This window comes from Dictyobacter kobayashii (assembly GCF_003967555.1).
In the GTDB taxonomy this organism is placed as follows: Bacteria; Chloroflexota; Ktedonobacteria; order Ktedonobacterales; family Ktedonobacteraceae; genus Dictyobacter; species Dictyobacter kobayashii.
Map to the genome: position 1 here is coordinate 3,242,895 of NZ_BIFS01000001.1, position 22,056 is coordinate 3,264,950.

The 22,056-nt window shown below is 48.8% G+C and carries 18 protein-coding genes and 1 pseudogene; 5 read left to right on the forward strand and 14 right to left on the reverse strand.

Annotated elements, in window-relative coordinates; all coding sequences use genetic code 11:
* Nucleotides 1-162: 162 nt before the first annotated feature.
* The 3 genes from lgt to EL645_RS14265 form a co-directional block, all read right to left on the reverse strand.
* Entirely contained in the window at nucleotides 163-1,413 is a 1,251-nt protein-coding gene (gene lgt / locus EL645_RS14255; RefSeq protein WP_126551087.1) for a prolipoprotein diacylglyceryl transferase, read from the reverse strand.
* A gap of 232 nt (nucleotides 1,414-1,645) precedes the next feature.
* On the reverse strand, nucleotides 1,646-2,704 hold the full coding sequence (locus tag EL645_RS14260) for a P-loop NTPase family protein (protein ID WP_126551089.1): 1,059 nt from the start codon (nucleotides 2,702-2,704) through the stop codon (nucleotides 1,646-1,648).
* Nucleotides 2,705-2,769: 65 nt separating this feature from the next.
* On the reverse strand, nucleotides 2,770-4,047 hold the full coding sequence (locus EL645_RS14265; protein ID WP_161977368.1) for a sigma-70 family RNA polymerase sigma factor: 1,278 nt from the start codon (nucleotides 4,045-4,047) through the stop codon (nucleotides 2,770-2,772).
* Nucleotides 4,048-4,359: 312 nt separating this feature from the next.
* Between EL645_RS14265 and EL645_RS14270 the strand changes: the two genes are divergently transcribed.
* Nucleotides 4,360-5,880: an MFS transporter gene (locus EL645_RS14270; protein WP_126551093.1), complete on the forward strand. Its 1,521-nt coding sequence runs from the start codon at nucleotides 4,360-4,362 to the stop codon at nucleotides 5,878-5,880.
* Nucleotides 5,881-5,922: 42 nt separating this feature from the next.
* Here the strand turns inward: EL645_RS14270 and EL645_RS14275 are convergent, their stop codons facing one another.
* The 4 genes from EL645_RS14275 to EL645_RS14290 form a co-directional block, all read right to left on the reverse strand.
* Entirely contained in the window at nucleotides 5,923-6,753 is an 831-nt protein-coding gene (locus EL645_RS14275) for an XdhC family protein (protein ID WP_126551095.1), read from the reverse strand.
* A 34-nt stretch (nucleotides 6,754-6,787) separates the two neighbouring features.
* Nucleotides 6,788-7,351 (reverse strand): hypothetical protein, encoded by a 564-nt coding sequence (locus EL645_RS14280; RefSeq protein ID WP_126551097.1) that lies wholly within the window; start codon nucleotides 7,349-7,351, stop codon nucleotides 6,788-6,790.
* A 374-nt stretch (nucleotides 7,352-7,725) separates the two neighbouring features.
* Nucleotides 7,726-8,031: a protealysin inhibitor emfourin gene (locus EL645_RS14285; protein WP_126551099.1), complete on the reverse strand. Its 306-nt coding sequence runs from the start codon at nucleotides 8,029-8,031 to the stop codon at nucleotides 7,726-7,728.
* Between the two features lies 1 nt (nucleotide 8,032).
* Nucleotides 8,033-9,124: a M4 family metallopeptidase gene (locus EL645_RS14290; RefSeq protein WP_126551101.1), complete on the reverse strand. Its 1,092-nt coding sequence runs from the start codon at nucleotides 9,122-9,124 to the stop codon at nucleotides 8,033-8,035.
* Nucleotides 9,125-9,672: 548 nt separating this feature from the next.
* Between EL645_RS14290 and EL645_RS14295 the strand changes: the two genes are divergently transcribed.
* The 4 genes and pseudogenes from EL645_RS14295 (at nucleotide 9,673) to EL645_RS14310 (ending at nucleotide 13,193) form a co-directional block, all read left to right on the forward strand.
* Nucleotides 9,673-9,879 (forward strand): hypothetical protein, encoded by a 207-nt coding sequence (locus EL645_RS14295; RefSeq protein ID WP_126551102.1) that lies wholly within the window; start codon nucleotides 9,673-9,675, stop codon nucleotides 9,877-9,879.
* A 548-nt stretch (nucleotides 9,880-10,427) separates the two neighbouring features.
* A pseudogene (locus tag EL645_RS14300) lies at nucleotides 10,428-12,238 on the forward strand (reverse transcriptase/maturase family protein).
* Nucleotides 12,239-12,309: 71 nt separating this feature from the next.
* Nucleotides 12,310-12,975: a hypothetical protein gene (locus EL645_RS14305; protein ID WP_126551104.1), complete on the forward strand. Its 666-nt coding sequence runs from the start codon at nucleotides 12,310-12,312 to the stop codon at nucleotides 12,973-12,975.
* Nucleotides 12,976-12,989: 14 nt separating this feature from the next.
* Nucleotides 12,990-13,193 (forward strand): hypothetical protein, encoded by a 204-nt coding sequence (locus EL645_RS14310; protein ID WP_126551106.1) that lies wholly within the window; start codon nucleotides 12,990-12,992, stop codon nucleotides 13,191-13,193.
* Between the two features lie 216 nt (nucleotides 13,194-13,409).
* Here the strand turns inward: EL645_RS14310 and EL645_RS14315 are convergent, their stop codons facing one another.
* The 7 genes from EL645_RS14315 to hisC form a co-directional block, all read right to left on the reverse strand.
* Nucleotides 13,410-14,975: a DUF4129 domain-containing protein gene (locus tag EL645_RS14315; protein ID WP_126551108.1), complete on the reverse strand. Its 1,566-nt coding sequence runs from the start codon at nucleotides 14,973-14,975 to the stop codon at nucleotides 13,410-13,412.
* Complete coding sequence (locus tag EL645_RS14320) at nucleotides 14,899-16,323, reverse strand: DUF58 domain-containing protein (protein ID WP_126551110.1); 1,425 nt, start codon at nucleotides 16,321-16,323, stop codon at nucleotides 14,899-14,901. The genes EL645_RS14315 and EL645_RS14320 overlap by 77 nt, the downstream gene beginning before the upstream one ends.
* Before the next feature lie 6 nt (nucleotides 16,324-16,329).
* A complete protein-coding gene (locus EL645_RS14325) occupies nucleotides 16,330-17,328 on the reverse strand; it encodes an AAA family ATPase (protein WP_371865674.1) in 999 nt (332 codons plus the stop codon).
* Nucleotides 17,329-17,514: 186 nt separating this feature from the next.
* Nucleotides 17,515-18,126, reverse strand: coding sequence for a hypothetical protein (locus EL645_RS14330; RefSeq protein WP_126551114.1), 612 nt, complete (start codon nucleotides 18,124-18,126; stop codon nucleotides 17,515-17,517).
* A gap of 192 nt (nucleotides 18,127-18,318) precedes the next feature.
* The gene (locus EL645_RS14335; protein ID WP_126551116.1) at nucleotides 18,319-19,197 is read right to left on the reverse strand and encodes an alpha/beta fold hydrolase; all 879 of its coding nucleotides are present in this window, start codon (nucleotides 19,195-19,197) and stop codon (nucleotides 18,319-18,321) included.
* A 217-nt stretch (nucleotides 19,198-19,414) separates the two neighbouring features.
* Complete coding sequence (gene eno, locus EL645_RS14340; protein ID WP_126551117.1) at nucleotides 19,415-20,740, reverse strand: phosphopyruvate hydratase; 1,326 nt, start codon at nucleotides 20,738-20,740, stop codon at nucleotides 19,415-19,417.
* A 197-nt stretch (nucleotides 20,741-20,937) separates the two neighbouring features.
* Complete coding sequence (hisC, locus tag EL645_RS14345) at nucleotides 20,938-22,053, reverse strand: histidinol-phosphate transaminase (RefSeq protein WP_126551119.1); 1,116 nt, start codon at nucleotides 22,051-22,053, stop codon at nucleotides 20,938-20,940.
* Between the last annotated feature and the right edge of the window lie 3 nt (nucleotides 22,054-22,056).

A 22,056-nucleotide genomic window follows, 5' to 3' on the forward strand; every position in this document is an offset into this window, starting at 1 on the left:
CCAAAAGTGGAAACATTCAGGCGCATTATAACACGACTGGGAAGCATCGTACGGTTTGATATATCCTCTTGTAGCGCCATTTCGCTGCATAACGAAAAAGGGTCTTCCGGCACATAATTATGCCAGAAGACCCTTTTTATTAAGAGTACAAAAATGAATAACTCAGGCTTTGCGCCTGCTTTCGCTCTTCTCTGATGTCGCTGAGATTTCCGATTCTGTGTCAGAACTGGTTGTTTCCGGCTGTTCCGCTGTCGAGCTGACCTCCTCTGCGTTAGCAGGAGCGGATGTTACTGGCTCATCTGGCGTTTGTGCGACAGGTACCGTTTCGTCACCCTCCGTAGCAGCAGGAGTGGCAGTAACGCTGGCCGGGGTAGTCTCTACGTCCTCAGTGGTTGTACTGGCTTCATCGGCTGGTGAAACGAGTGTGCTTTTTGAATCCAGGGGAGGAGTTTCACTCAACTCTTCTGTCAGTACCTTTGTTTCCAACGCAGGTTTTGGCTTCTGAGGAATGCCATAGGTGGCGGCCACCTCTCCATCCGGGATCGGCCTGGAGTACCGCAATACCCAGTAAGTTAATGGAAAGAGCAGGATAAAGACGATTAATGAGGTCCATTGAGCCTGTTTGAGACCAATGTCGATGCCCAGGAAGCTGACAATATCATTCTGGCGCGTAAAGAAGATCAAGAACTGTGAAATGGTATAGCTGAAGAGATAAACAAGCATCAAGATGCCTGGACGCCGTACACGGCGCGCGAGGTAGAGCATAGTGCCGAGTACAAACAGATTGATAATCAGTTCATAGCCGGCGGCTGGCTGAACAGGCACATTACAGGTGGCTGGATTAAGGCAGGCCCAGCTATTAGGATTCTGATAGACGGTTGACCAGGGCAGGGTGCTAGGATAACCGATAATATCACCATTAATCAGATTGCCGATGCGCCCGAAAATCTGGCCGGCCGCGCCAAACAGTACTCCGGCGTCGATAAGCACCAGCGGATTGATGCGCTCGACTTTCGCGCGCCAGATCAGGGTTGGAATCACCAGGAAAATGGCACCATAGAAGGCCATACCACCTTCCCAGGTTGCCAGGATACGTTGTGGCTGTAGGAGATAGCCGTTTACCAGGTCGGGTTGTTGAATAACAAAATAAAGGCGTCCGCCGATAAGTCCAGCTGCGATACACCACCAGACGATACGATAGACCATATCCTGATCAATGCCCTTACGGGTAGTGTAACCTTTGATAACCCATAAACCGACCATGATGCCCACCACATACATCAAGCCATACCAGCGTACCGCCAGCAATGGTCCCAGATGTACGAGGACTGGATCGATATTAATGTAGATGTACGGTGGGCCGATATGCAGCCAGCCCCCGCTTAAGAGATAGGCAAGTAGGAGAGTATTCATCTTTGACTCCAATTAAAAAACACTTCTTTAAGCGCACACTGTGTATGATAGTATGCTTCAAGAATACATGCAAGAGGGAGGGTCACTGATCGCGCTAATTTGTATCCTACATGCAGGTTCTGGTGGGCCACGGAAGGCATACACGAGGGAGAGAAAAAATAAGTATAGGCTAGCAAAATAGGGCGGGCTTACTCAATGTTGAGCCCGCCCACCCTATTTTTATATGTGCTAACTATTGAATGATCTGGTTCTTAGCTACTACTTGATCGATGGCCCCGACAAAGCTGAAGGTTGCCTCGGGTAAGCTATCGTACCGACCGCTGAGCAGGCCCTGGATGCTGCTTAGCGTTTCGGCTAAGCTCAAGTACTCGCCTGGAATGCCACTAAAAGTTTCTGCCACGAAGAATGGCTGGGTCAAAAAGAGATTCAAGCGGGTGGCTCGATGCAACAATTGCAGATCCTGTGGGGAGTGTGTGGTTTGCTGTTGTAAGGCTGCGGCCTGCTGGAGCAGGGCACGTACCTGTTGTGCCGTATGCTGGTGTTCCAAATCAGTGATATTGCTCTGCAATAAGGTCGAGGTGGACAACTGGCGGTCGACGGCTGGATAGAGTCGCTGTTCAGCCAGCGGACGGCTCATCACAATCTGTCCATCCGCTGCCTGACCTTCCTCCTCGTCCTGGTTTAACAGCAACGTCGTAATTCCCGCTGCCCGTACCGCGGCGGCGAGGCCTGGCAAATGTAGCGCGCGGGCATATTTGGTCACTTGCTCATCAATTAAGAGCAGGACTTCATGGCCCTGGCTACGCAATTGCCGGGCAACGCCCAGGCCAACCTGAATTAATTGCAGACTGACCTCTGGCTTCTCGGATTGAGGCTCAAAGATTACCGCTGTCTGCGCCTGGGTATGGATCTCAACAATGCTGGTGCCCAGATTGGTTGCCTCGTATGAGGTCTCACCCATCGTGACGGCGACTGTAAAACCATGCTTGCGCGTCACCAAATTATGTATTAACTCCTCCACTATCACTAGCTTGCCCAGGCCGAGGGGACCAATGAGATTGTAGATGCCCCCATAGGGAATGGGCGCCAGGAGATCGATTGATTTGATGCCCGTTTCATAGAAGCCGAGTTCTTTTTCTGCTACAGGCGCGCTGACGTTCAGGTTGAGTGTCTCCAACGCTATGAGATCTTGCTGAGGGATTACCCCCTTGCCATCAATGGGCTGCCCCTGTTTATTGAAAACCCTGTGGAGGGCCGCTGTGCCATTTGGGATATAGACTTGTGCAGACATATGCTTGTCCTTTCTTAATGCTGTATATGGATATTTTGTTTGACCGTGATCTATTGTTGTATTTCTTAAACCAACGAGATAGTTGATTTAAGGTCGTCAGACTGATCTGTGCGAGTTAGCGTGGTGTCCATGGATTCCAGGAGAAGCTCTACAATTGGCTGATGACCATGGGCCAGTGCCCAATCAAGTGGACGCCGGTGCAGATCATCGCGCTGATAGAGATCGGCTCCATGTTCTACCAGGACTTGCGTGATGGTGCTATAGCCTTTGAGGGCGGCCCAGTGCAAGGGACTCTTAGGTGAATGTGTGTTGCCATCAGGGCTGGCACCGTGTGCCAGTAGCAGGCCGGTGAGTGATAAATTATTACTTATGACCGCGTAGTGCAACGCGGTCAGACCGACACTCGTTGCCGCGTCTATCTGGGCCCCACGCTTGAGCAAGATCTCCACCAGCTCGACCTGTTCGCTACGTACCGCTTCCAACAGAGGGCTTAAACCATAATAACCCTTACTATTAATATTTGCCCCGGCATCCAGCAAAAAAATCACCAGCTGTGTTTGATGGTTGGCGATGGCCTCATTCAAGGCGCTCCAGTTAGCTGGCAGTCCTGGTGCGTAGCGTTGAATGTATTCGTGTTTGATCGTTTTGGCCCCCAGATTGCCGTTAATCAGGAAAGGATTGTGTTCAATGATAGCTTTGACCTGTGCCATATCGCCAGTGCGGAGCGCAATTAAGAGCCGTAGCTTTTCTGGAAAGCGCTCTATTGATAGTTGTGTACTTTCATGGACCGTATCCAAAGCTTTTTCGACCAGATACTTTTTCAGATGTTTACGGCCATCAAAAAGACGTTTTTTGACTGTTGAGAGCGGCACTTCTAGAAAAGTAGCGACATCGTGCTGGCTATAGCTGTTGCCGTAAAAGAGCAATATCGCCATACGCTCATGCTCTGGTAATGCCTGGATGGCTTGCTGGATCACCCCCTGGGTTTCTATATTCTCAATCAACTGAGCGGGATTAAGCTCATCCAACGCAATATCAGATGCTGCACCCACTTCAAGCGGCACCAGGGTAACCTGCTGTTTACGGGTCAGGCGATCCGCTTGTTTAAAGATGATGCGGCGCAACCAGCCTGGAAACGCTGCAGGAATGTGCAGTTTTGGCAGCTGAAGGTAGGCCTCTATAAATGCCTCTTGAGTCGCATCTTCAGCAAGCTGGGCATCGTGTAGCAATGTATACGCGGTGGCATAAGCCATAGCCCGAAAGCGTTCTACAATTTGACTAAATGCCTCCAGGTTTCCTTGTTGGGCTGCCGTTACCTGTTCAAGAAGTGTTTCTATTATCATTGCCTTTATCATTTAGCTGTACCGCTGACATATCTTTTTTGTTCTTCATAGATAAGTCCCAATATTTTGGCCAAAGGTTACCATAATTGAGGCCTTTTTTTGACGATACAACAGAAATAGTTATTCCACATGAATAATTGTAGCTAAATTAGCTCTAATGGTACAAATGACACTGTATATTAGAAGACTTAGCCTGCTATCATTGCCTGAATAATAGTGAAGCTCCTCAATAATAGAAGCTGATTACAAAAAATTATTGCATGAATAATTTTGCAATACAGTCGCAAGCGACAAGGAAAGGGCCAATAGAGGATGACAGTGGTAGATCAAGGAGGAGATACACTCTCTTCTCAGCCAGAGGCAGGGTCTTCATTGGCTGAATTGCATTGGGGACAGATTATTGCTATTAGCATATTCTGGTTTGCCCTTAATTTTCACTGGGCGGCGATAGGCACTATTATTCTTCCCAGCCAGGTTTTTAAGCTGGTAGGACAGCTGCATCAGGGTGAGGCGCTGGCCTATATCCTGGTGCCGGGCGCATTTGTGGCGTTAATTACTAATCCTCTCTGGGGTATGGTGAGCGACCATACCCGTGGCAGGCTGGCGCGCTGGGGTAGAAGACGGCCATATATCCTGGCGGGAACACTTTTGAATATAGGCGGCTTGATCTGGATGGCACTGGCCCCTGATATCCCTTCGCTGGCCCTGGCCTATATTCTGGTCCAGTTTTCCAGCAATATGGCCCAGGCTCCTTTTCATGCACTATTGCCCGATATCGTCCCTTCCAACCAGCGTGGCCTGGCTTCTGGCATTATGGGTTTCTTATTAATTACCGGCAATATTGGTGGCGTATTGACCGCCAGTATGTTTGTAGATGCCTCCAAACCACTCAGCCAGTACCAGCAGAGCCTGTGGATGATCTATACCATCATCATCATTGTGCTAGTCGCATTTATGTTAATAACTATTCTGGTAGTAAAAGAGCGCGCCCTCTCTTCGGCTACAACTACTCCTTATAAAGAAAGAAGTGAAACAGCGCCAGGCAGCCGGTTCCCTGGTTGGTTGACGCGTGCTCGCATAGTGACTGTGGGCGGCACACTGCTGGCGGCTCTCCTGACCTGGGGATTGATTGCAGGTTGGAATGCCGTGCATATTGGTGGCCTGCAGATCAACAACGATATCTTGCAGGTTGTGCTTGAATTAGTGGCCACGGTGGGCATCTTGCGGCTCTTTGAATTTCGGCCACGCAGCAATCCTGATTTTGCCTGGGTGCTGTTTACACGCCTCTTGATGATGATGGGCATTTATACGATTCAGACCTTCCTGCAATACTATATGCGTGACGTTGTGCAGGCTGCCCATCCAGAGCAGCAGACCAGCAATTTTACGATTGTGGTCGCATTGACCAGTTTGATTAGCGCCTTTGCGGCAGGCTGGCTATCGGATCACTATGGACGCAAGCGCATGGTCTATCTCTCAGGCAGCTTTATGGCGCTGGTGGGACTGGTATTTGTGGTTACCCATTCGCTGCTGATCGTGACCATCTCTGGAGCCATCTTTGGGCTGGGCTACGGCGCTTATCAAAGTGTAGACTGGGCCCTGGTCGCTGATGTACTCCCATCCAGACAAAACTATGCCCGCGATATGGGCGTCTGGAATATCTCACTTGCGCTACCGCAGATTATCGCTCCTGTCCTGGGAGGACCGCTGATAGATGCGTTTGCCAGGAGCGGGCATACCGTACAAGGCTATCAGATTCTGTTTCTCATGGCGATCGTCTATTGCGTGCTGGGTACCATCACCGTACGCTACATTCGGGGCGTCACGCGCTGATTGATCTCGAAGGAAGCGGGCCTGCTACCCGCTTCCTTCGTTTCAGGCAGTGATTGCTTCCTCAATAAGGTGATGCATATTTTTTAGAGAGGCACCAGTCGCATTTTTGCGTAGCATCATGATCTCTGCCGCGATGCTCAGGGCGATCTCATCGGGCGTTTCGGCACCGAGATCCAGGCCAATAGGAGCATGAACCTGTTCCAGGCGTGCGCGCTCAAATCCTTCCTCCAGCAGTTCACGGAAGATACGTTTCACCTTACTGGGACTGCCAATCATGCCCACATAGGCAGCTTTGGTTTCCAGTGCGGCCCGTAAGGCATCTTTATCCAGATTATGTCCCCGAGTCACAATAACGATCCAGGAGGCATCATCAGGCTCCAGAGCGCGAATAGTTTGGGGAATATCACCGAAGGTCATTTGAATTTTACTATCGAAGGCTTGCGATTCTGCTAGATCGCGGCGATCATCTACCACAATCGTACGGAAATCCAGTTTGGAGACCAGCCGTGATAGGGCCTGAGCCACGTAGCCAGCGCCAGCGACAATTAAGCGCGGTTCGGGACGCAGAATTTCAAAGAACACTTCTAACGTAGCACCACAGCTACCGACTGCCTCGCCTTGATCGGCATCCAGATGAACATGGATCGCCGCCGGATGGCCATCGCGCAATACCTTGAGGGCCTCTTGCACAACCTTACCATCGGTCTGGGGGCCAGCAAAACTACCTTGGATTGATCCGTCTTGATGGATTAAGGCCTTGCTACCAATCGGACAAGGTGCGGCCCCCATCGTTTTCACCACAGTCGCAATGACTACTTTTTCCCCACGAGACAAAGCGGCTTGAATCTCATTGTAAATTGTAATTGTGCTCATGATTGTCCCTCTGGCTCATAGCGCTAGCACACAGTCAATCATTGAGTATATCACAAGAATTAGGGCTTTTACCGCTCTTCTCAGAGTCCAACATACTGTGATGCTCATACATGTTATAGGATCCGTATGGGAGTTGCAGGGCCACTTTGATTGCGAGTACGTCTTGATACAACTTTTGGCCGAGCTGATCATGCGAACAAGAAACATCAGGAGAAGTTTCCCCTGCAAAAACAATGGTAATTGTGGTACCGAAACTCGCTGATTTTATGCATCCCAGCGGCTTTGGCAGATCAATCAATGGTTCAGCATTAGCAACATCTTGAAAAAAATTTGTCGCAAGCACACGAGGAATCTGTCTTATAAGCGATGTTTTACATAATAAAACAGTAACGATACCATTTGCATGAACCCTCATTGTCACCGAACAGGTATTCGTTGAGTGTGAGATAAACACAGCAATGGAGGCCACTGGAATATTTTCCCTCTCTAATAGGCTCGTGGAAGATTGACCAGTCATTGCATAGGTACGCAGGGGCTCAAGCAGGAGCGCTCCTATTATAACGTAGCAGGCAAAGAGTGCGAGACGTGATGTAAACATAATATTTCTCCCTTTCTACGAATGAAAAACACTACTTCCCCAATAAGCGCGGTGATTATATAAACATCAATAAAAACAATATTTTGATGTTTATATAATATTGAAGCATGAATTGGTGTTAATGTACTCTAAGATTATTATAGAATTTAATACGCATATGGTCAACTGGTTATATATTATATAAAAAAATTTGTATATTATGTAAAAAATTATTTGTATTAAATGATATGTATTCTTGCTTTGCGATCTATATGGAGAATTGTGCTGAAAAAGATGAAGAGGGACAGAAAGGGCCCGGTTTTATACGCGATCATCAAGCGTATAAAACCGGGCCACTATTTTTGATCCAATATGAATTTTCAGGTGTTGTTTGCCTACAGGATGTGCTGCTGTACAAATGATAGCAAAGCCTGGAGCTGGGTATTAGTGACGGGATCGCTCACCTGGATAGAATGGCTTTTACCATGATCTTCTTGCACAGTGATATGATAGGTGCGATAATCCGCTCCTCTGGCAGGCCTGTCCTGTACGGCAGGAAGCTCAAAGAAGTTGGCAGCCTGCACCAGTTGTTGCATCTTGTTGGCATCTTGAGGGGAAAGGCTTGCGCTATCCAGGGTTTTGGGCGCGGCCAAACCTGGTAGATAGGCTAATCCTCCCTCAGTTTGCACCTGGATCTGCATATTAGTACTCCTTTGCCAGAGCAGGGATCTGAACTCCGACATTCTCCCAGGCGTCATGGACGGCGGACCACTCGTGGCTGTTTGAGCCAAACAAGCGCTCAGCATTGGCCAGGGTCAGGCGAGCGAACATGCGGAAGGTTGCGGTTGGGCGTAAGCGAGGATCGCGCAGGGTCTCATACCAGATGCGTCCAGCTTTTTCCCAGGCAAAGCCACCGATGCGTGTTGCCACCAGGTAGAATACATGGTTGGGAATACCCGAGTTGATATGCACGCCGCCATTATCCTCAACGGTCTGTACATAACCATGCATATGAGCCGGTTGTGGATCTTGTCCCAGCAGCTGATCGTCGTAGGCGGTACCAGGAGCCCGCATCGAGCGCAGCCCCTCACCATGGACGTTCTGTGTGAAGAGCCCTCGACCGATAAGCCAGTCAGCCTGATCGGCGGTCTGGCGTAAGGCATATTGCTTAACCAGAGAGCCAAAGACGTCCGAGATTGACTCGTTCAAGGCACCTGATTGGCCAACATAGGCCAGGTGGCTCTCATCTTCGGTCACACCGTGAGTTAATTCGTGTCCGATTACATCGATGGCGCAGGTGAAGCGGTTGAACAGCTGACCATCACCATCGCCGAAGATCATGCGTTCGCCATTCCAGAAAGCATTATTATATTGGGTGCCATAATGCACTGAGGCGTCCAATGGTAGGCCCGCGTCGTCGATTGAATTGCGGCCATAGATCTGCAGGTATAATGCATGTGTCCAGCCGATGCCATCATAAGCTTCGTTGGCAGCGATGTCCTGGACGGGAGGCTGTCCTTCTGCACGTTCCAACTCGCCTGGGAGGTGCATAGAGCCATGAACATCATAAACGGTACGCTGGAGCGCATTATCGGTGTTAAGCGATGCTCGTGCGCCAGCATACTTACTGCTGAGCAGTCCCTGAGCCATACGCACTGTACGGATAGAGTGATCGTGACCCAGCATTTGCAAGGCCATGGTTCGCTGTTCTGGAGTGCCATGTTGTGCCAGTGAGGTCAACATATGCGGCGGGAGAATATAAAAAATTGAACGATGAGATATCGATTGTCTCATTATAGTGTCTCCTTTTTTCTCACAACGTCTTCTTGCCAAGCATCCACGAGTTAACACTATGTGTACTACAGAGCCATGTCGCTTACAAATACAAATACGCAGGAGAGAGTAGTACTCCCCCCGCGATTGATATTTCAAGCGCCGGCACCTACAAGTTTGCTACAGGGTCTCTACAGTACGAGAAGCTCAGGCATCCCTTATGCGCTCAAACACTTTTTGCGCTGCATTAAGAAATGGTGTGAAACTGTATACAAAAACAGCCTATCCATGCTTCTACTACAAGTATAACTGAGACGCAATAAATCTTGTTTCCCATTGCCATTATAAATAGGAGACAAAAAAGCTTCCCTCTTCTCATTATATCCCAGTTATTCCTAAAAATGGCACAGATCGATACTAAAAAAAAAGATCTTGCTTGCTTACTACCATTTCCACCATACCAAAAAAGAATATTCATATGTCTGACACCGGGTGGCATAAAAAGACACTTGACAATATAGGTCTTGTGTTCTAGAATAGTAGAACAAATTTTCGAAAAGGAGCATAGTATGGACGATCAAACCAACGGGCAAGTTCAAGAAGAACAGACAACGACCCGTGTTTTCAATCCTAACGAACATCTTATGCAAATCAGGTCCGGTCAAACGTCAAAGGACTATTTGCCCGTCCAATGGAGGCTTGTCTGGTTCCGTTCTGCCTTTCCCCATGGCGTGATCGAAACAGAGATGCTCGTGCGCTGCTTCGGCACATATTAGATTTCTCCAAAAGGAGATGGGGTTGAGGGCAAATGACCTCAAGGACACCCAACCTACCTGGAGTCGAAAGATAAAAGGGAAAGTAGCATGTTGGGAAAGCGGATGACACTGAAGATATGTAGGTGGAAGATCCGCAAGTCCTGTACGCATGGTGAAGTCTGGATTGATTGAACCCAAGTTTCCAACGATGAATCGGTCATCCATCGCAGCATATCTGTAGACGATGACACCGTTAAAACACATGATAAATGTGGAAATACGTCAGATTGGAGCATTCTGACGGAACGCTCTCTACGGTGAGTGACTACCAGTGAGGTAGTTCAAGGGAACGAAATGGGCACCTAAACGTACTAAACGTCTAATGTGTGTAAATGCAGGATTGTCTAAGGGACGCGAGTCCTATGGCAACGGAACCCTCGTAGTAGTCCGAGTCAGGGAAAACCTGATACATGGCGAAGGAGCAGCCCTTGAAAAAGGGCCAGAGTTAGCCACTGATAATGGCTAGCAGGGTAGGTATCAGTGAGTTCACAAATGCAAAGGGATGCGTAATGCAGGAAACTAGAGCATACTTGGAACTTATTCATGAGCGAGGCAAAAAAGGATTGCCCGTAGAACGTGTGTATCGACAGTTATTCAATCGGAATCTGTACCTCACAGCCTACGGAAAAATTTATTGTAATGCAGGAGCCATGACACCAGGTATAACAGATGAAACCGCAGATGGTATGTCTCTGGAAAAAATTGACGCAATCATCAAAGTTATTCGAGATGAACGTTATCAATGGACGCCAGTAAAACGGGTCTACATACCCAAACAAAATGGGAAGAAACGCCATTAGGCATGCCTACATGGTCAGATAAATTGGTTCAAGAAGTAGTTCGCTCCATACTTGAAGCGTATTACGAGCCACAATTCTCTGATCACTCACATGGTTTCAGACCAGGACGTGGATGCCATACAGCATTACGAGAAATACACTACGACTGGCGGGGAACCAATTGGTTCATTGAGGGAGACATCTCAGAATGTTTCGACAGACTCAATCATGAGTTAATCCTGAAAACACTTCAAGAGAAAATCCATGATGGGAGAATAATACAACTTATCAAAAATATGCTTGATGCAGGATACATGGAAAATTGGAAATTCAATAGAACCCTGAGTGGTACACCACAAGGGGGAATAATTAGTCCAATACTTTCAAACGTGCTGCTAGACAAGTTAGATAAGTATGTTGAAACAACACTTATCCCAAAGTACACAAAAGGTAAACAACGGCGACCAAACCCTGTTTACCGAAACGAAGTACGACGTGCGCGTAGGGCTAAGAAACGCGGTGAAGGGGAAAAATCCGCGCTACTTAAAAAGCGGTATCAGAAGCTACCTTCCAAGGATGTGTATGATCCGAATTTCCGACGCTTACGGTATGTACGCTACGCCGATGACTTCCTACTTGGTTTTTGCGGACCAAAAGAGGAAGCAGAAGAAATTAAAAAAGACGTTAAAGAATTCCTACATGAGGAACTCAAGTTGGAATTGTCTGACGCCAAAACACTCATCACACATGCGAAGAGTGAAAAAGCAAAATTTCTTGGGTATGAGATACATGTCAATCAAACTGATGGCAAGCGAGTTTTTGAAGTCAGAGACGGAGTTCCAGTTAATCGCAGAAGCATCAATGGACAGATATCGCTAGAAATACCACATGGCGTAAGAAATAAGTACAGTGAACGGTATATGAAATATGGAAAAGCTACTCACCGACCAGAGATAGTTAAGGATAGTGTCTATGACATTATCACCAAATATCAACTGGAATATCGGGGAATAGTAAACTACTACAAACTTGCCCATAACTTGCATACGCTTAACTATCTAAAATGGGTGATGCAAACATCGCTCACAAAGACGTTAGCACACAAGCTGAAGGTTTCAGTGAATCAGATATATGACAAGTTTGGCACGGATATAGTGGTTGGAGATAAAACCTACAAAGGGTTACGAGTAATCGTACCCAGAGAAGGAAAAGATCCTCTCATAGCAATATGGGGAGGAATACCGCTCATATGGGATATAAAGGCAACCTTAGAGGATAATCCAAAGAAACTTTACGCTGGACGTACGGAGCTAGAAAAAAGACTCCAAGCGCAACTGTGTGAGCACTGTGCTTCCACAGAAGATCTTGAAGTTCACCATATACGGAAATTAAGCGACCTGCAACAATATACAGGACGAGAAAAGCCCGCATGGGTGAAATTCATGAGTGCCAGAAAAAGAAAAACAATGATCCTCTGTCGAACGTGTCATTTGGACGTTACATTTGGACGACCAATGAAACGACAAAAATCAAGCTCATGAACACAGAAAATGTGATGATACTAGAGAGCCGTGTGCGGTGAAAGTCGCAAGCACGGTTCGGGGAGGGATAGTTGAAAAAGTACCAGAAATGGCAACTCGTTAGCTATCTACTCTACCACCTGGATATGGATCGCGAGACCGAAGAAGATGCTTACGTGTGGAATGCTGAGCGGCGACGCAGTGAGAAAGTCACCAAGCAGGCCAAAGGCTTCTGTGTTTTCCGTGCTACAGTAAAGGATGGGGTGGGTGGTATGGCCACCGGAACCAAATCCGAAAAGGCTGCTAGTTTTGGCGACTTTATTGAAAAAGCTGAGACGGGAGCTATTGGTCGTGCCCTGGCCGCGCTCGGGTATGGGACCCAGTTCACCGGCGATGAATGGGAAGAGGCTCACCGCATCGTTGATAGCCCGGTTGAGCGCCAACCTGCTACCGCCTCTAACGGGGCCAGCTCAGGTGGACATAATCCCTCATTAGTTTCTGTACGCCCGGTTAGCAATGGTGCGAACGGGAATGGGCAGAGCAATAACACTAATGGCAATAATCGTCAGCCGGCTGAGAACGAGGCACCGGTTAATGCGACAGAGCAGCAGCTCTCAAGTATTCGTAAATTATGTGATCATCTCGGCAAGTCTTTGCCAGCTGAAACTGCCACCTTGAGTTATGCAGGCGCTCGTAAGATGATCCAGCAGTTGACCGCAGAATATAGGGAGTCGAAACAGAACAACAAGGCTTCCTAGAGGAAGAGATACCCATGACCCCAGCTGAACTAGAGCATGCTCATCAACGTATGCAACAGAGGTGGTATGAATTAGTGCAGGCTGAGCAGCAAGGAGCCTCGACCCATGAGCTTGAGCGCCTCTATGATAGGTATATGCGTTCAGTAGAGGTATATAATCAGGGCTCTAAATCCTGCCCGGTAAAATATCAGGAGCGTAGGTTTCCTGGTGTGGCATAGAAAGGTACTCGACCATGTTCAATGGTCGAGTACCTTGTTTTTTGCTTGCGTGCGTGCGCATCCGCGCCCGATTTTTTTTCTTATTATAATGCTTTTTCATATAAAATGTGCAAAGCACATTTTATATGAAAAAGCATTATAATATAGGTAATATTTTTATTGCATTATTTGGGGATGGGGGCATTAGCCCCATCCCCAAATAATGCAATAAAAATATTAATCTTCGCCCCAGCGGGAGGGCTGGTAGGGGCGTTTTTGGGTGGGCTGGGGTGGCGGGTTGAGGTGGGTTGCCAGCCTTTGTAGTAAGTGGGGGACCCACTGGCGTAAGTAGCTTTGCTGCTCGTCGAGCGGTTTTTGCCCTCCGTAGCGTTCCCGAGCATAGGCATGGGTGAATTCATTCAGGATGGCGGGATCAGATGGAGTTTCGGCAGTATTGGCAGGCAATTTATGTTCGGCCAGCAATAACAGGCGTTTTTGATACTCGCCAGGCGTCTCATTGTTGCGGTGAGCGAAATCGCCTCCCTTTTCGGCCATGGATTGCAAAAATGAGCGATAGCGTACTCGTACCGAATCGGGCTCTAACGGGGCCAGTTTAGTGCCTGACAATTGACGCCGCCGTTCTTGCCGCCGCTCCTTGCGAATCTGTTGCATGTCTAACCCCTCACGCACCTCCTCTTCTTCCAGCAATGTATTTTCCGGGGTGTTTTTCTGTTTATTTCTGACAACCAGTACGATTGTGATCAAGATCGCTACTGCGATAGCAATGACAAGGAGGCGCAAGATCAACATAGTAGTTGGCGATGCTGGTGGTTGGTGTTTGTTAGTGAGTATGTTGTGGGCACTGGATGTTTGTTTGGCTGCTTGTTGTGGCGTAAGCGCGCCACCCAGCAGGTGTGGGAAGCCGCTCAATAACCAGTTTAAAAGAAAGAAAAACCCATAGATAATCCAATTGATCACAAGCAGGAGCAGTTGAGCCAGCCATCCGATCAATGACCAGAGGGGACTCAGTAGCATGATCAATACATCATTAGGTAGGATTTCCAGGACGACGCACAATGCAATCAGGACAAACCAGGTAATTGTCAGGGCGACCACCCACCTGTTTGTACCTTCTTGAATAGCTGCCTGTGGATGTTTGGCCTGTTCTCTGCGGGCCGCCCCGATGCGGGTAAAGGAGAGCGCTACAAAGCCCGAGAGAAAGAAGATGGGAAGATCTCTGAGCAATTCATCATTCAAGCTATAGGTTGAGCCAATATCTCCCAGCAGAGAAAAGAGCAACACAACCATGATGGCGCCCAGACCAAGTTTGAAGAAGAGGATTAATTGATCTTCACTGAAGCCAGCTCTGGCCCGATCAACGCCTCTTTTCCAGGCCCAGCCGGTCAGGATAATTATCATGATTACCGTTAATGTATCCCCAAGCGCATAATAGCGGCTCAGAGCCAGGATCAGTAGTCCCAGAGCTATACCCAACACATCGAACCAGGTAACATGCATCCCAACTTGAAAATCCAGTTGTTCACCACGCCGTTCACGTCGATAATAGCCCCAGATAGCCCACCAATGGAACAGTAACAAGAGGAGGGTGATGCTACCAACATCGAGATAATTAATGCTCAATGTTAAGCGTGTAAAAAATAGCTGTAATACCAGGTAGATGGGTTGGGCTTCCATTAGTGCTGAAGCTATGGGAACCGCAAAAAATTCAATCCAATTGGAGGCTACGCGCGCTGGTACCGACGGTTGTGTTCCCTCCGTCGCCGATGGCCTGGATAAGCTCATGCCATTGCTCCTTTCCTCCAATGCTATAGGTAACTAGATTTTCGGTATCAGGAATTTCTTTTCCCGCTTCCAGATCGCCAGCCAGGACGATGGCGACAGCCGTACCGTGGCGCCGCCGTTCCTGCAGGTAGCTGATAGTATTAGCACTCAGCGTATTGACTGGACTGATCAATAAGATGGTGGTACCTTGCTGGAACATATTGTCTTCCAATTCAATCATACGTTCAATCGGGGTATTATACGTAGGAACCAGCCGGGCCAGGGTACTTAAAACCTGTTCGTACTGCGTATAGTCGCGGGCAAAGGGAATGCTGACACCCGGCGGGGAGATGGTAGTGGCATTAGATTTGCGCGCAGCCTCCTCATCGAGTACCTGATCGGTATTCACATCTGTACTGTTTGTATGGTCGGCTGTAATCATCGAGCTATTGGTCAATATACCAACCATATAGCCTTCATCCAATCCCCAGGTGGCCAGAGAAGCGGCGGCAGAGATGCAATATTCCTGCAACTCTTCATCCATCCCCTTTTGTATATTTGAGTAGGTCCAGGTATCGAGCAGGATCAATAGACGACGTTCGGTAGTCGATTCATAAATCTTGCTACGTAGTTCACCCACGCGAGCTGTTGCCTTCCAATCGATACGGCGTGGATCATCTCCCAATTGGTATTCGCGGTTGCCAGCAAACCAGAGCGGATCTTCCAACAACTGACGTGAACCCACATATTCGCCCATTGGAAATACCGAAGGAAGCCCCAGACTCTCAAGGGGAGCCAGCAATGGATAGACCAGTAACGTTTCATTGACTGGCAAGACAATCTCACGCTCCAGCCAGCCAAAGGGATCGCTACAGTTCAGGTGAATAGGACCAAAGAGATGAAAGCCGCGCGCCTGGCAGCGCATTCGATAGCGGCGTGTGACACGCTGATATGACCAGAGCAGCCAGGTGCTGATCAAGGTATCACGCTTGATTGTCTGTAATCGGCTACTGCGTGTGCCTGCTACGGTCAAGGGAGGCGAGATCGAATTTTCCAGTTGCAGCCAGGGAAGTGGTAGAAATTTGCGATTCTCAACTGTAACAGACAGTGTAACCTGTTCTCCAAAGAAGAGGTGCTGGTGATCAACCTTCTGACGCAGCAAGAGATGCTTTAATGAATAGCGATACCAGATCTCTGGGACAAAACCTACCAGGAAGGTAAAAATAGCGGCCAACACCATTAACGGCTGGCGCGTAATCACACTGAGGCCAATTAAGCCCAGTGCCAGGTAATACCAGGGCCGCCGCTTTTTGAGCAACTGGTTGGTCGATTCATCTGCTTGTAGACGTGTCTCTTCCTCTATGCTCATGAAAAACTACCTTGTAGCTGGCGGTGACGCGATAGTCTCAACCGGGACCTCGATCGCCTGAACAATCTCCATAATGATTTCCTGGCTACGCCGGCCACGCATGCGATTGCGATTGGTCGTCAAGATGCGGTGACCTAAGACAAAGGGCGCCAGATACTTGATATCATCTGGCTGTACAAAGTCACGTCCCTGGATAGCAGCGTAAGCTTCGCAAGCTCGATACAGTGCCAGTGTGCCCCGGGGACTAACGCCCAATTGAATGGCATCGTGCTGGCGTGTCGCACGCACAATGGCCAGTAAATAGCGCTCAACCTCTGGCTGCCATTGGACCCCGCGGATCGCACGCTGCAAAGCCACAAATTCGTCCGCACTCACTACCGGCTGCAACGTATCCAGTGGCTCGTTTAATTTAAAGCGATGCAGGATCTCCTGCTCTTCCTGTTCCTCTGGATAGCCCATCTGCACCCGTAAAAGGAAGCGATCGAGCTGAGCCTCAGGCAGCGGGAAGGTACCCTCAAGTTCGACTGGATTCTGCGTTGCCAGCACCAGGAAAGGGCGTGGCAGTTGTTTGCTCTCACGCTCGACTGTGACTTGTCTCTCGGCCATTGCCTCCAGTAGTGCCGACTGGGTACGTGGAGTAGTACGATTGATCTCATCGACCAGGAGAATCTGGGCGAAAAGCGGACCATTGCGGAAGACAAACTCATTCTGTTTTTGATCATAGTAGCTAACGCCAATGATATCGGTCGGGAGCAGATCTGGTGTGCCCTGGACGCGCTGAAAAGTTGCGCCCAACGAACGGGCCAGCGCCTTGGCCAACACTGTTTTACCCATGCCTGGTACATCTTCCAGCAAAACATGGCCATCGCTTAAGAGCGCCACCAATAAAAGATCGATAACATCAAGTTTGCCTATAATTACTCGCGCAACATTGGCACGAATCTGTTCCGCATATTGTCGAACGGTGGCCAATGACGGAACAAAAGCCTCATTTCCCATTCCCATAGCTCCAATCTTGGTTATATGAGCCAAAAAGCCTCTTGCATCACAAGAAGCTTTGAGCATTCATTGCTATCTCAATGGCTGGTTTCTTCAGAGAATAATGAGATACTGCTATAGTTATACAAGTGTAACATGAAAATGCTGCAGTGGTCCAGAAATAGTTAGAAGAAATGATCAGCAGCGCCTCTGTTAGCGTTTTTCTTTGTTGTGCAAGCCGCGTAGGGCTTGCATATAAGCGGCTGTATCGCCCTGCAACTGACGCATATATTCGGAGCGATAGGTTTTTGAGGCCGGCTCGGCAGATGGGGCGGGTTGCTGCCTGAGCAGGCGCAGTCCCTGTATCCCCTGCGCAAAGAGCAGGCGCACCGGTTTAAAGGTCAGATACGACCAGAGCAAGAGGAGCATATACCAGGATAGAAAGAGATAAGCACGTTGATGCCGGAAGAGCAAATAGCTGATAAAGCCTAGCAGGAGTGTATTGCCGGCAAGGGCGATTGGTTTGCCTGCGAAGAGTGTCTGCCAGCGAGATGCTGGTGGCTGATGTGTTGTGATGGGCACTGGCTGTGGACATGTTTGTGCTAGCACCTTCCGCACATGCTCAAGCTGTACATTGGGAATCCCCTTATCCGTGGTCGGTAGTGTACTAAAAAGCGGATATATATCTGGTGACTCAAGCTCACCGGTCACGGGAGCGAGCAATGATGGTGGTAGCATATCAGTAGTGACTGGTATCTGTGGTAGCTGTTGCCCGCTCGTGCTAGCGGTCGCTTTAATCAGTGATACTTTCTTCAGACGTGGCATGTATATAATCCCCCTCTACAATCCCTTCAAAACCCTTTCATATACGTTGTTCATTATACTGATTTGCAGCGAGTAATGCAAGCATAATGATACAAGAATATACTTATGGGGCTGCCTTAAAGATAGAAAAGAGGGATGGAAAGCAAGCCCCCACTTTTGGCCAAAAGCGGGGGCTTGCTTGTTGATCTGGTGTTAGATATTTTTTACAAAGTCGACCAGGGCATTCGCAACCCCGTCGGGAGCATCAAACAAGGAAAGGTGGCCTGCATTGGGGAGCACAACCAGTTGGGACTGTGGAATTTCGCGATGGAGGCGCTCAGCATATGACAGTGGCGTCTGCTCATCTTTCTCACCCCAGATAATCAGGGTTGGCTTGCCTAATGTGCGCAGGTCGCTGGAGACCGAGTTCAGGTAGTAAGGAATAAGATTGCGCACCTGCTGGAAGAGGACTTCTTTTCCGAGCTTGTTATTCCAGGGCTCAATATAATCCTTGATGACCTCAGCAAAGGCCCTGGGGTTAACAGTGGCACGGGGTAAGGTCTCACTCAGATCTTTAATCAAATCCGCTAAATCAGTATTGTGGGGAGCATCGAAATCGCGGCGCTTCTCCATCTCTGTCAATGGCCAGTTTTCCGCGAACGTATGCAAGTAGCAGTTCGTATCGACCAGTACCAGTGCCTGTGTCTGAGCGCGTAACAGGCGCGTTGCCAGTACCTGAGCAACACCACCGCCCAGACCATGACCGACCAGCACAATATTGGTAAGCTGGAGATCTTTAATCAAATAAGTCAGCACGTCTGCCTGTCCCCAGACAGATGTATCGGCGGGCCAGGGGTGTTCCGACTGACCGAAGCCGAGCATATCGAAGGCATAGACTGCGCGCTGTAATCCGGCGAGCTGGCCCATAATGCTTTCCCAGGTAAAAGCCCCCGCCGGGATATCATGCAGAAGCACGATCGCGCCATCTGTGCCATATTCTGCACCCTGTAGCAGGTAGCTGATGTTATAGTGAACAGAACGTCCCGAGCGTCGTTCGCGTGTACCCAGAACGTCAGATGTATTGCTTGCCATAAATCCTCTCTTTAGTTGCGTTCATCGTGAGCGGGCGATCACAGACGGGCGAGGATAGATCGAAGGCCATGGATGGTCATGCGATAACTGCTATATCTGCCCTCGTCCACCTGTGGTTGCCCATATGCCCCCTAATACTATAGCGCATCTGAAGCGTAGCGTACAGAGCCTCTTTTTAGAAAGAGTACTCTGTACGTTGGACACAATGTTCACGATACTAGGCTTTAGCATAGAGCTCAGGAACATTATAAAAGGCGCTATAACCAGCATAGCGAGCTGTCTCAGCACCCAGTTCATCTTCAATCACTAACAAACGATTATATTTGGCGACGCGCTCACTGCGTGCAGGTGCTCCAGTTTTAATCTGACCGGCATTGGTGGCCACTACTAGGTCAGCAATGGTTGTATCCTCAGTTTCACCAGAACGATGTGAAACGACAGCGGTAAACTGTGCCCGTTTAGCCATCTCAATCGCATCCAGGGTCTCGGTCAGGCTACCAATCTGATTTAACTTGATCAAGATTGAATTGGCGGACTGCTCTTTTATACCACGTTTCAAGCGTTCGGTATTAGTGACAAACAGATCATCACCAACGATCTGAACCCGATTGCCGACGCGCTGACGGAACAGGGACCAGCCCTCCCAGTCATCTTCAGCCAGGCCATCTTCAATGGTTACCAGAGGATACTCATTGATCCACTGCTCATAGAGGTCCACCATCTCTTTAGAGGATAAGGTACGACCTTCGCGAGCCAGGGAATATTTGCCATGTTCGTACAGTTCGGTAGCAGCGGCATCCATACCCAGATAAATATCTTTACCTGGTTTATAGCCAGCGGTCTCAATAGCGGCTACCAGTACTTCTAATGCGGCGCGATTATTGCCCAGGGAAGGCGCGAAGCCACCCTCATCGCCGACATTTGTATTCAACTTTTTATCATGCAGTACCTTTTTAAGTGCCTGATAAACCTCAGCACCCATGCGTAAAGCCTCATGGAAAGAAGACGCGCCAATGGGGAGCACCATATATTCCTGGAAGTCGGTCGAATTATCGGCGTGTTTGCCACCATTGAGGATATTCATCATTGGTACAGGCAAGGTACGTGCTGAAACGCCGCCTAGATAGCGATAGAGCGGCTGCTGCTGTGCCTGTGCAGCCGCCTTGGCCACCGCCAGAGAAGCGCCCAGAATCGCGTTAGCCCCTAAATTCGCCTTATTAGGAGTCCCATCCAATGAAATCATCACATCATCGATTGTTGCCTGGTCTGTGGCATCCAATCCAACCAGGGCATCCCCGATCGTATCCTGAACATTAGCTACCGCCTTCAGGACCCCTTTGCCGCCATAGCGACTCTTATCGCCATCGCGTAGCTCAACGGCCTCGTGGGCACCGGTTGATGCGCCTGACGGCACCGCTGCAGTGCCCTGTGCGCCACCCATCAAAAGTACCTCAACCTGCACGGTTGGATTACCACGTGAATCGAGGATTTCACGGGCAGTGACAGCCTCAATAGTCGTCAGATCGTCTGTATTGTATGGCATAAATAGTAATTTCCTCCACAAAACCATATATGTGCACTTTTCTGCACATCCTTGCGCGGCTATTGTACATCGCAGAGAGGGAGTTGAGCAAGGGTATTAAATCCATAGAAGAAGAGATAATCTGCACAGCTATGCCGTGCAGATTATCTCTTCTTCTATGGATGATGATAGGGTTTGATTTCTATCTATAAGTGTTTTTATACATGTTCATCAATGTTGTCTAAGGCACAGGCAATGAGGTCTGTATGTTCGGGGCGTCCCACGGTCAGGCGGACAAAATTGCTCAAGTAGGGATGATTGAAATAGCGAAGCATAACGCCACGTGATTCAACGGCATGTTTAATGCGTTCCATCCGCACTTCTTCCACATCTACCTCGGTTAAGATGAAATTTCCCTGTGAAGGCAAGGGGCGCAGATACGGACGTTTAGCCAGCATCTGGAACAGGCGCTCCCGTTCCTCTTTTAGCAAGCGTACCTTGTCAAGGGTATAATCCAAATTTTTAAGTGTTTCGATGGCCGCGATATGACCGGCCATATTGACCTCAAATGGGCATTGGGCGCGGCGCATATACGAAACAATCCACTCTGGGAAGATGCCGTAGCCAATGCGCAGACCGGCCAGGCCAGCCCATTTGCTAAATGTTCGCATCACGACCAGATTGCGATACTGAGGTACCAGATGGGCCAGGCCACCAGGATTATCCGAGAACTCGGTATAGGCTTCATCGACCATCACAATGCGACCAGTATCCAGCAAAGCCAGAATATCCTGTTCGCTGACAGGGTTGCCCGTTGGATTATTCGGTGAGCAAAGGACGATCATTTTGGTTTCAGGGGTCAGGGCCTTAATAATGGCCTCAACATCCACCTCATAATCATCTGTGCGTGGCACCTCTAACACATACGCACCACAGAATGTCGTGATGAACGTATACAGAGAGAACGTTGGTGGACAACAGATAATGTTGTCACCAACGGAAAGAAAGATATGCCAGAGCAGATTAATCAGCTCATTGCTACCGTGGCTTACCACGATATGACGGCTATCAACACCCGTATACTCAGCGAGCGCCTCTTTTAGAGCGCGCGAGTCTGTATCGGGATAATTATTGTAAGCAAAGTGATTGCCTAAAGCGGCCACCACCTGGGGTGCGGGTCCATATGGACTCTCGTTTGCGTTCAGTTTAATTAACTGATCGACTGGTATTCCTGTACGTGCACTGAATGTTTCCTGAGACTCACCAGGTATATATTCAGCCATTCGGTCCAATTCTGGGCGCACGTGAACAGGACGAGGGGAATACGTATACATGGT

Excerpts from the sequence above, each read along its gene's own strand:
- hisC (WP_126551119.1), bottom strand. The coding sequence starts at position 22,053 with ATGTATACGTATTCCCCTCGTCCTGTTCACGTGCGCCCAGAATTGGAC.
- EL645_RS14320 (WP_126551110.1), bottom strand. The coding sequence starts at position 16,323 with ATGAGCATAGAGGAAGAGACACGTCTACAAGCAGATGAATCGACCAAC.
- EL645_RS14275 (WP_126551095.1), bottom strand. The coding sequence starts at position 6,753 with ATGAGCACAATTACAATTTACAATGAGATTCAAGCCGCTTTGTCTCGT.
- EL645_RS14265 (WP_161977368.1), bottom strand. The coding sequence starts at position 4,047 with ATGATAATAGAAACACTTCTTGAACAGGTAACGGCAGCCCAACAAGGA.
- EL645_RS14295 (WP_126551102.1), top strand. The coding sequence starts at position 9,673 with ATGGACGATCAAACCAACGGGCAAGTTCAAGAAGAACAGACAACGACC.
- EL645_RS14260 (WP_126551089.1), bottom strand. The coding sequence starts at position 2,704 with ATGTCTGCACAAGTCTATATCCCAAATGGCACAGCGGCCCTCCACAGG.
- lgt (WP_126551087.1), bottom strand. The coding sequence starts at position 1,413 with ATGAATACTCTCCTACTTGCCTATCTCTTAAGCGGGGGCTGGCTGCAT.
- EL645_RS14310 (WP_126551106.1), top strand. The coding sequence starts at position 12,990 with ATGACCCCAGCTGAACTAGAGCATGCTCATCAACGTATGCAACAGAGG.
- eno (WP_126551117.1), bottom strand. The coding sequence starts at position 20,740 with ATGCCATACAATACAGACGATCTGACGACTATTGAGGCTGTCACTGCC.
- EL645_RS14325 (WP_371865674.1), bottom strand. The coding sequence starts at position 17,328 with ATGGGAATGGGAAATGAGGCTTTTGTTCCGTCATTGGCCACCGTTCGA.
- EL645_RS14335 (WP_126551116.1), bottom strand. The coding sequence starts at position 19,197 with ATGGCAAGCAATACATCTGACGTTCTGGGTACACGCGAACGACGCTCG.
- EL645_RS14285 (WP_126551099.1), bottom strand. The coding sequence starts at position 8,031 with ATGCAGATCCAGGTGCAAACTGAGGGAGGATTAGCCTATCTACCAGGT.
- EL645_RS14330 (WP_126551114.1), bottom strand. The coding sequence starts at position 18,126 with ATGCCACGTCTGAAGAAAGTATCACTGATTAAAGCGACCGCTAGCACG.
- EL645_RS14280 (WP_126551097.1), bottom strand. The coding sequence starts at position 7,351 with ATGTTTACATCACGTCTCGCACTCTTTGCCTGCTACGTTATAATAGGA.
- EL645_RS14315 (WP_126551108.1), bottom strand. The coding sequence starts at position 14,975 with ATGAGCTTATCCAGGCCATCGGCGACGGAGGGAACACAACCGTCGGTA.
- EL645_RS14270 (WP_126551093.1), top strand. The coding sequence starts at position 4,360 with ATGACAGTGGTAGATCAAGGAGGAGATACACTCTCTTCTCAGCCAGAG.
- EL645_RS14290 (WP_126551101.1), bottom strand. The coding sequence starts at position 9,124 with ATGAGACAATCGATATCTCATCGTTCAATTTTTTATATTCTCCCGCCG.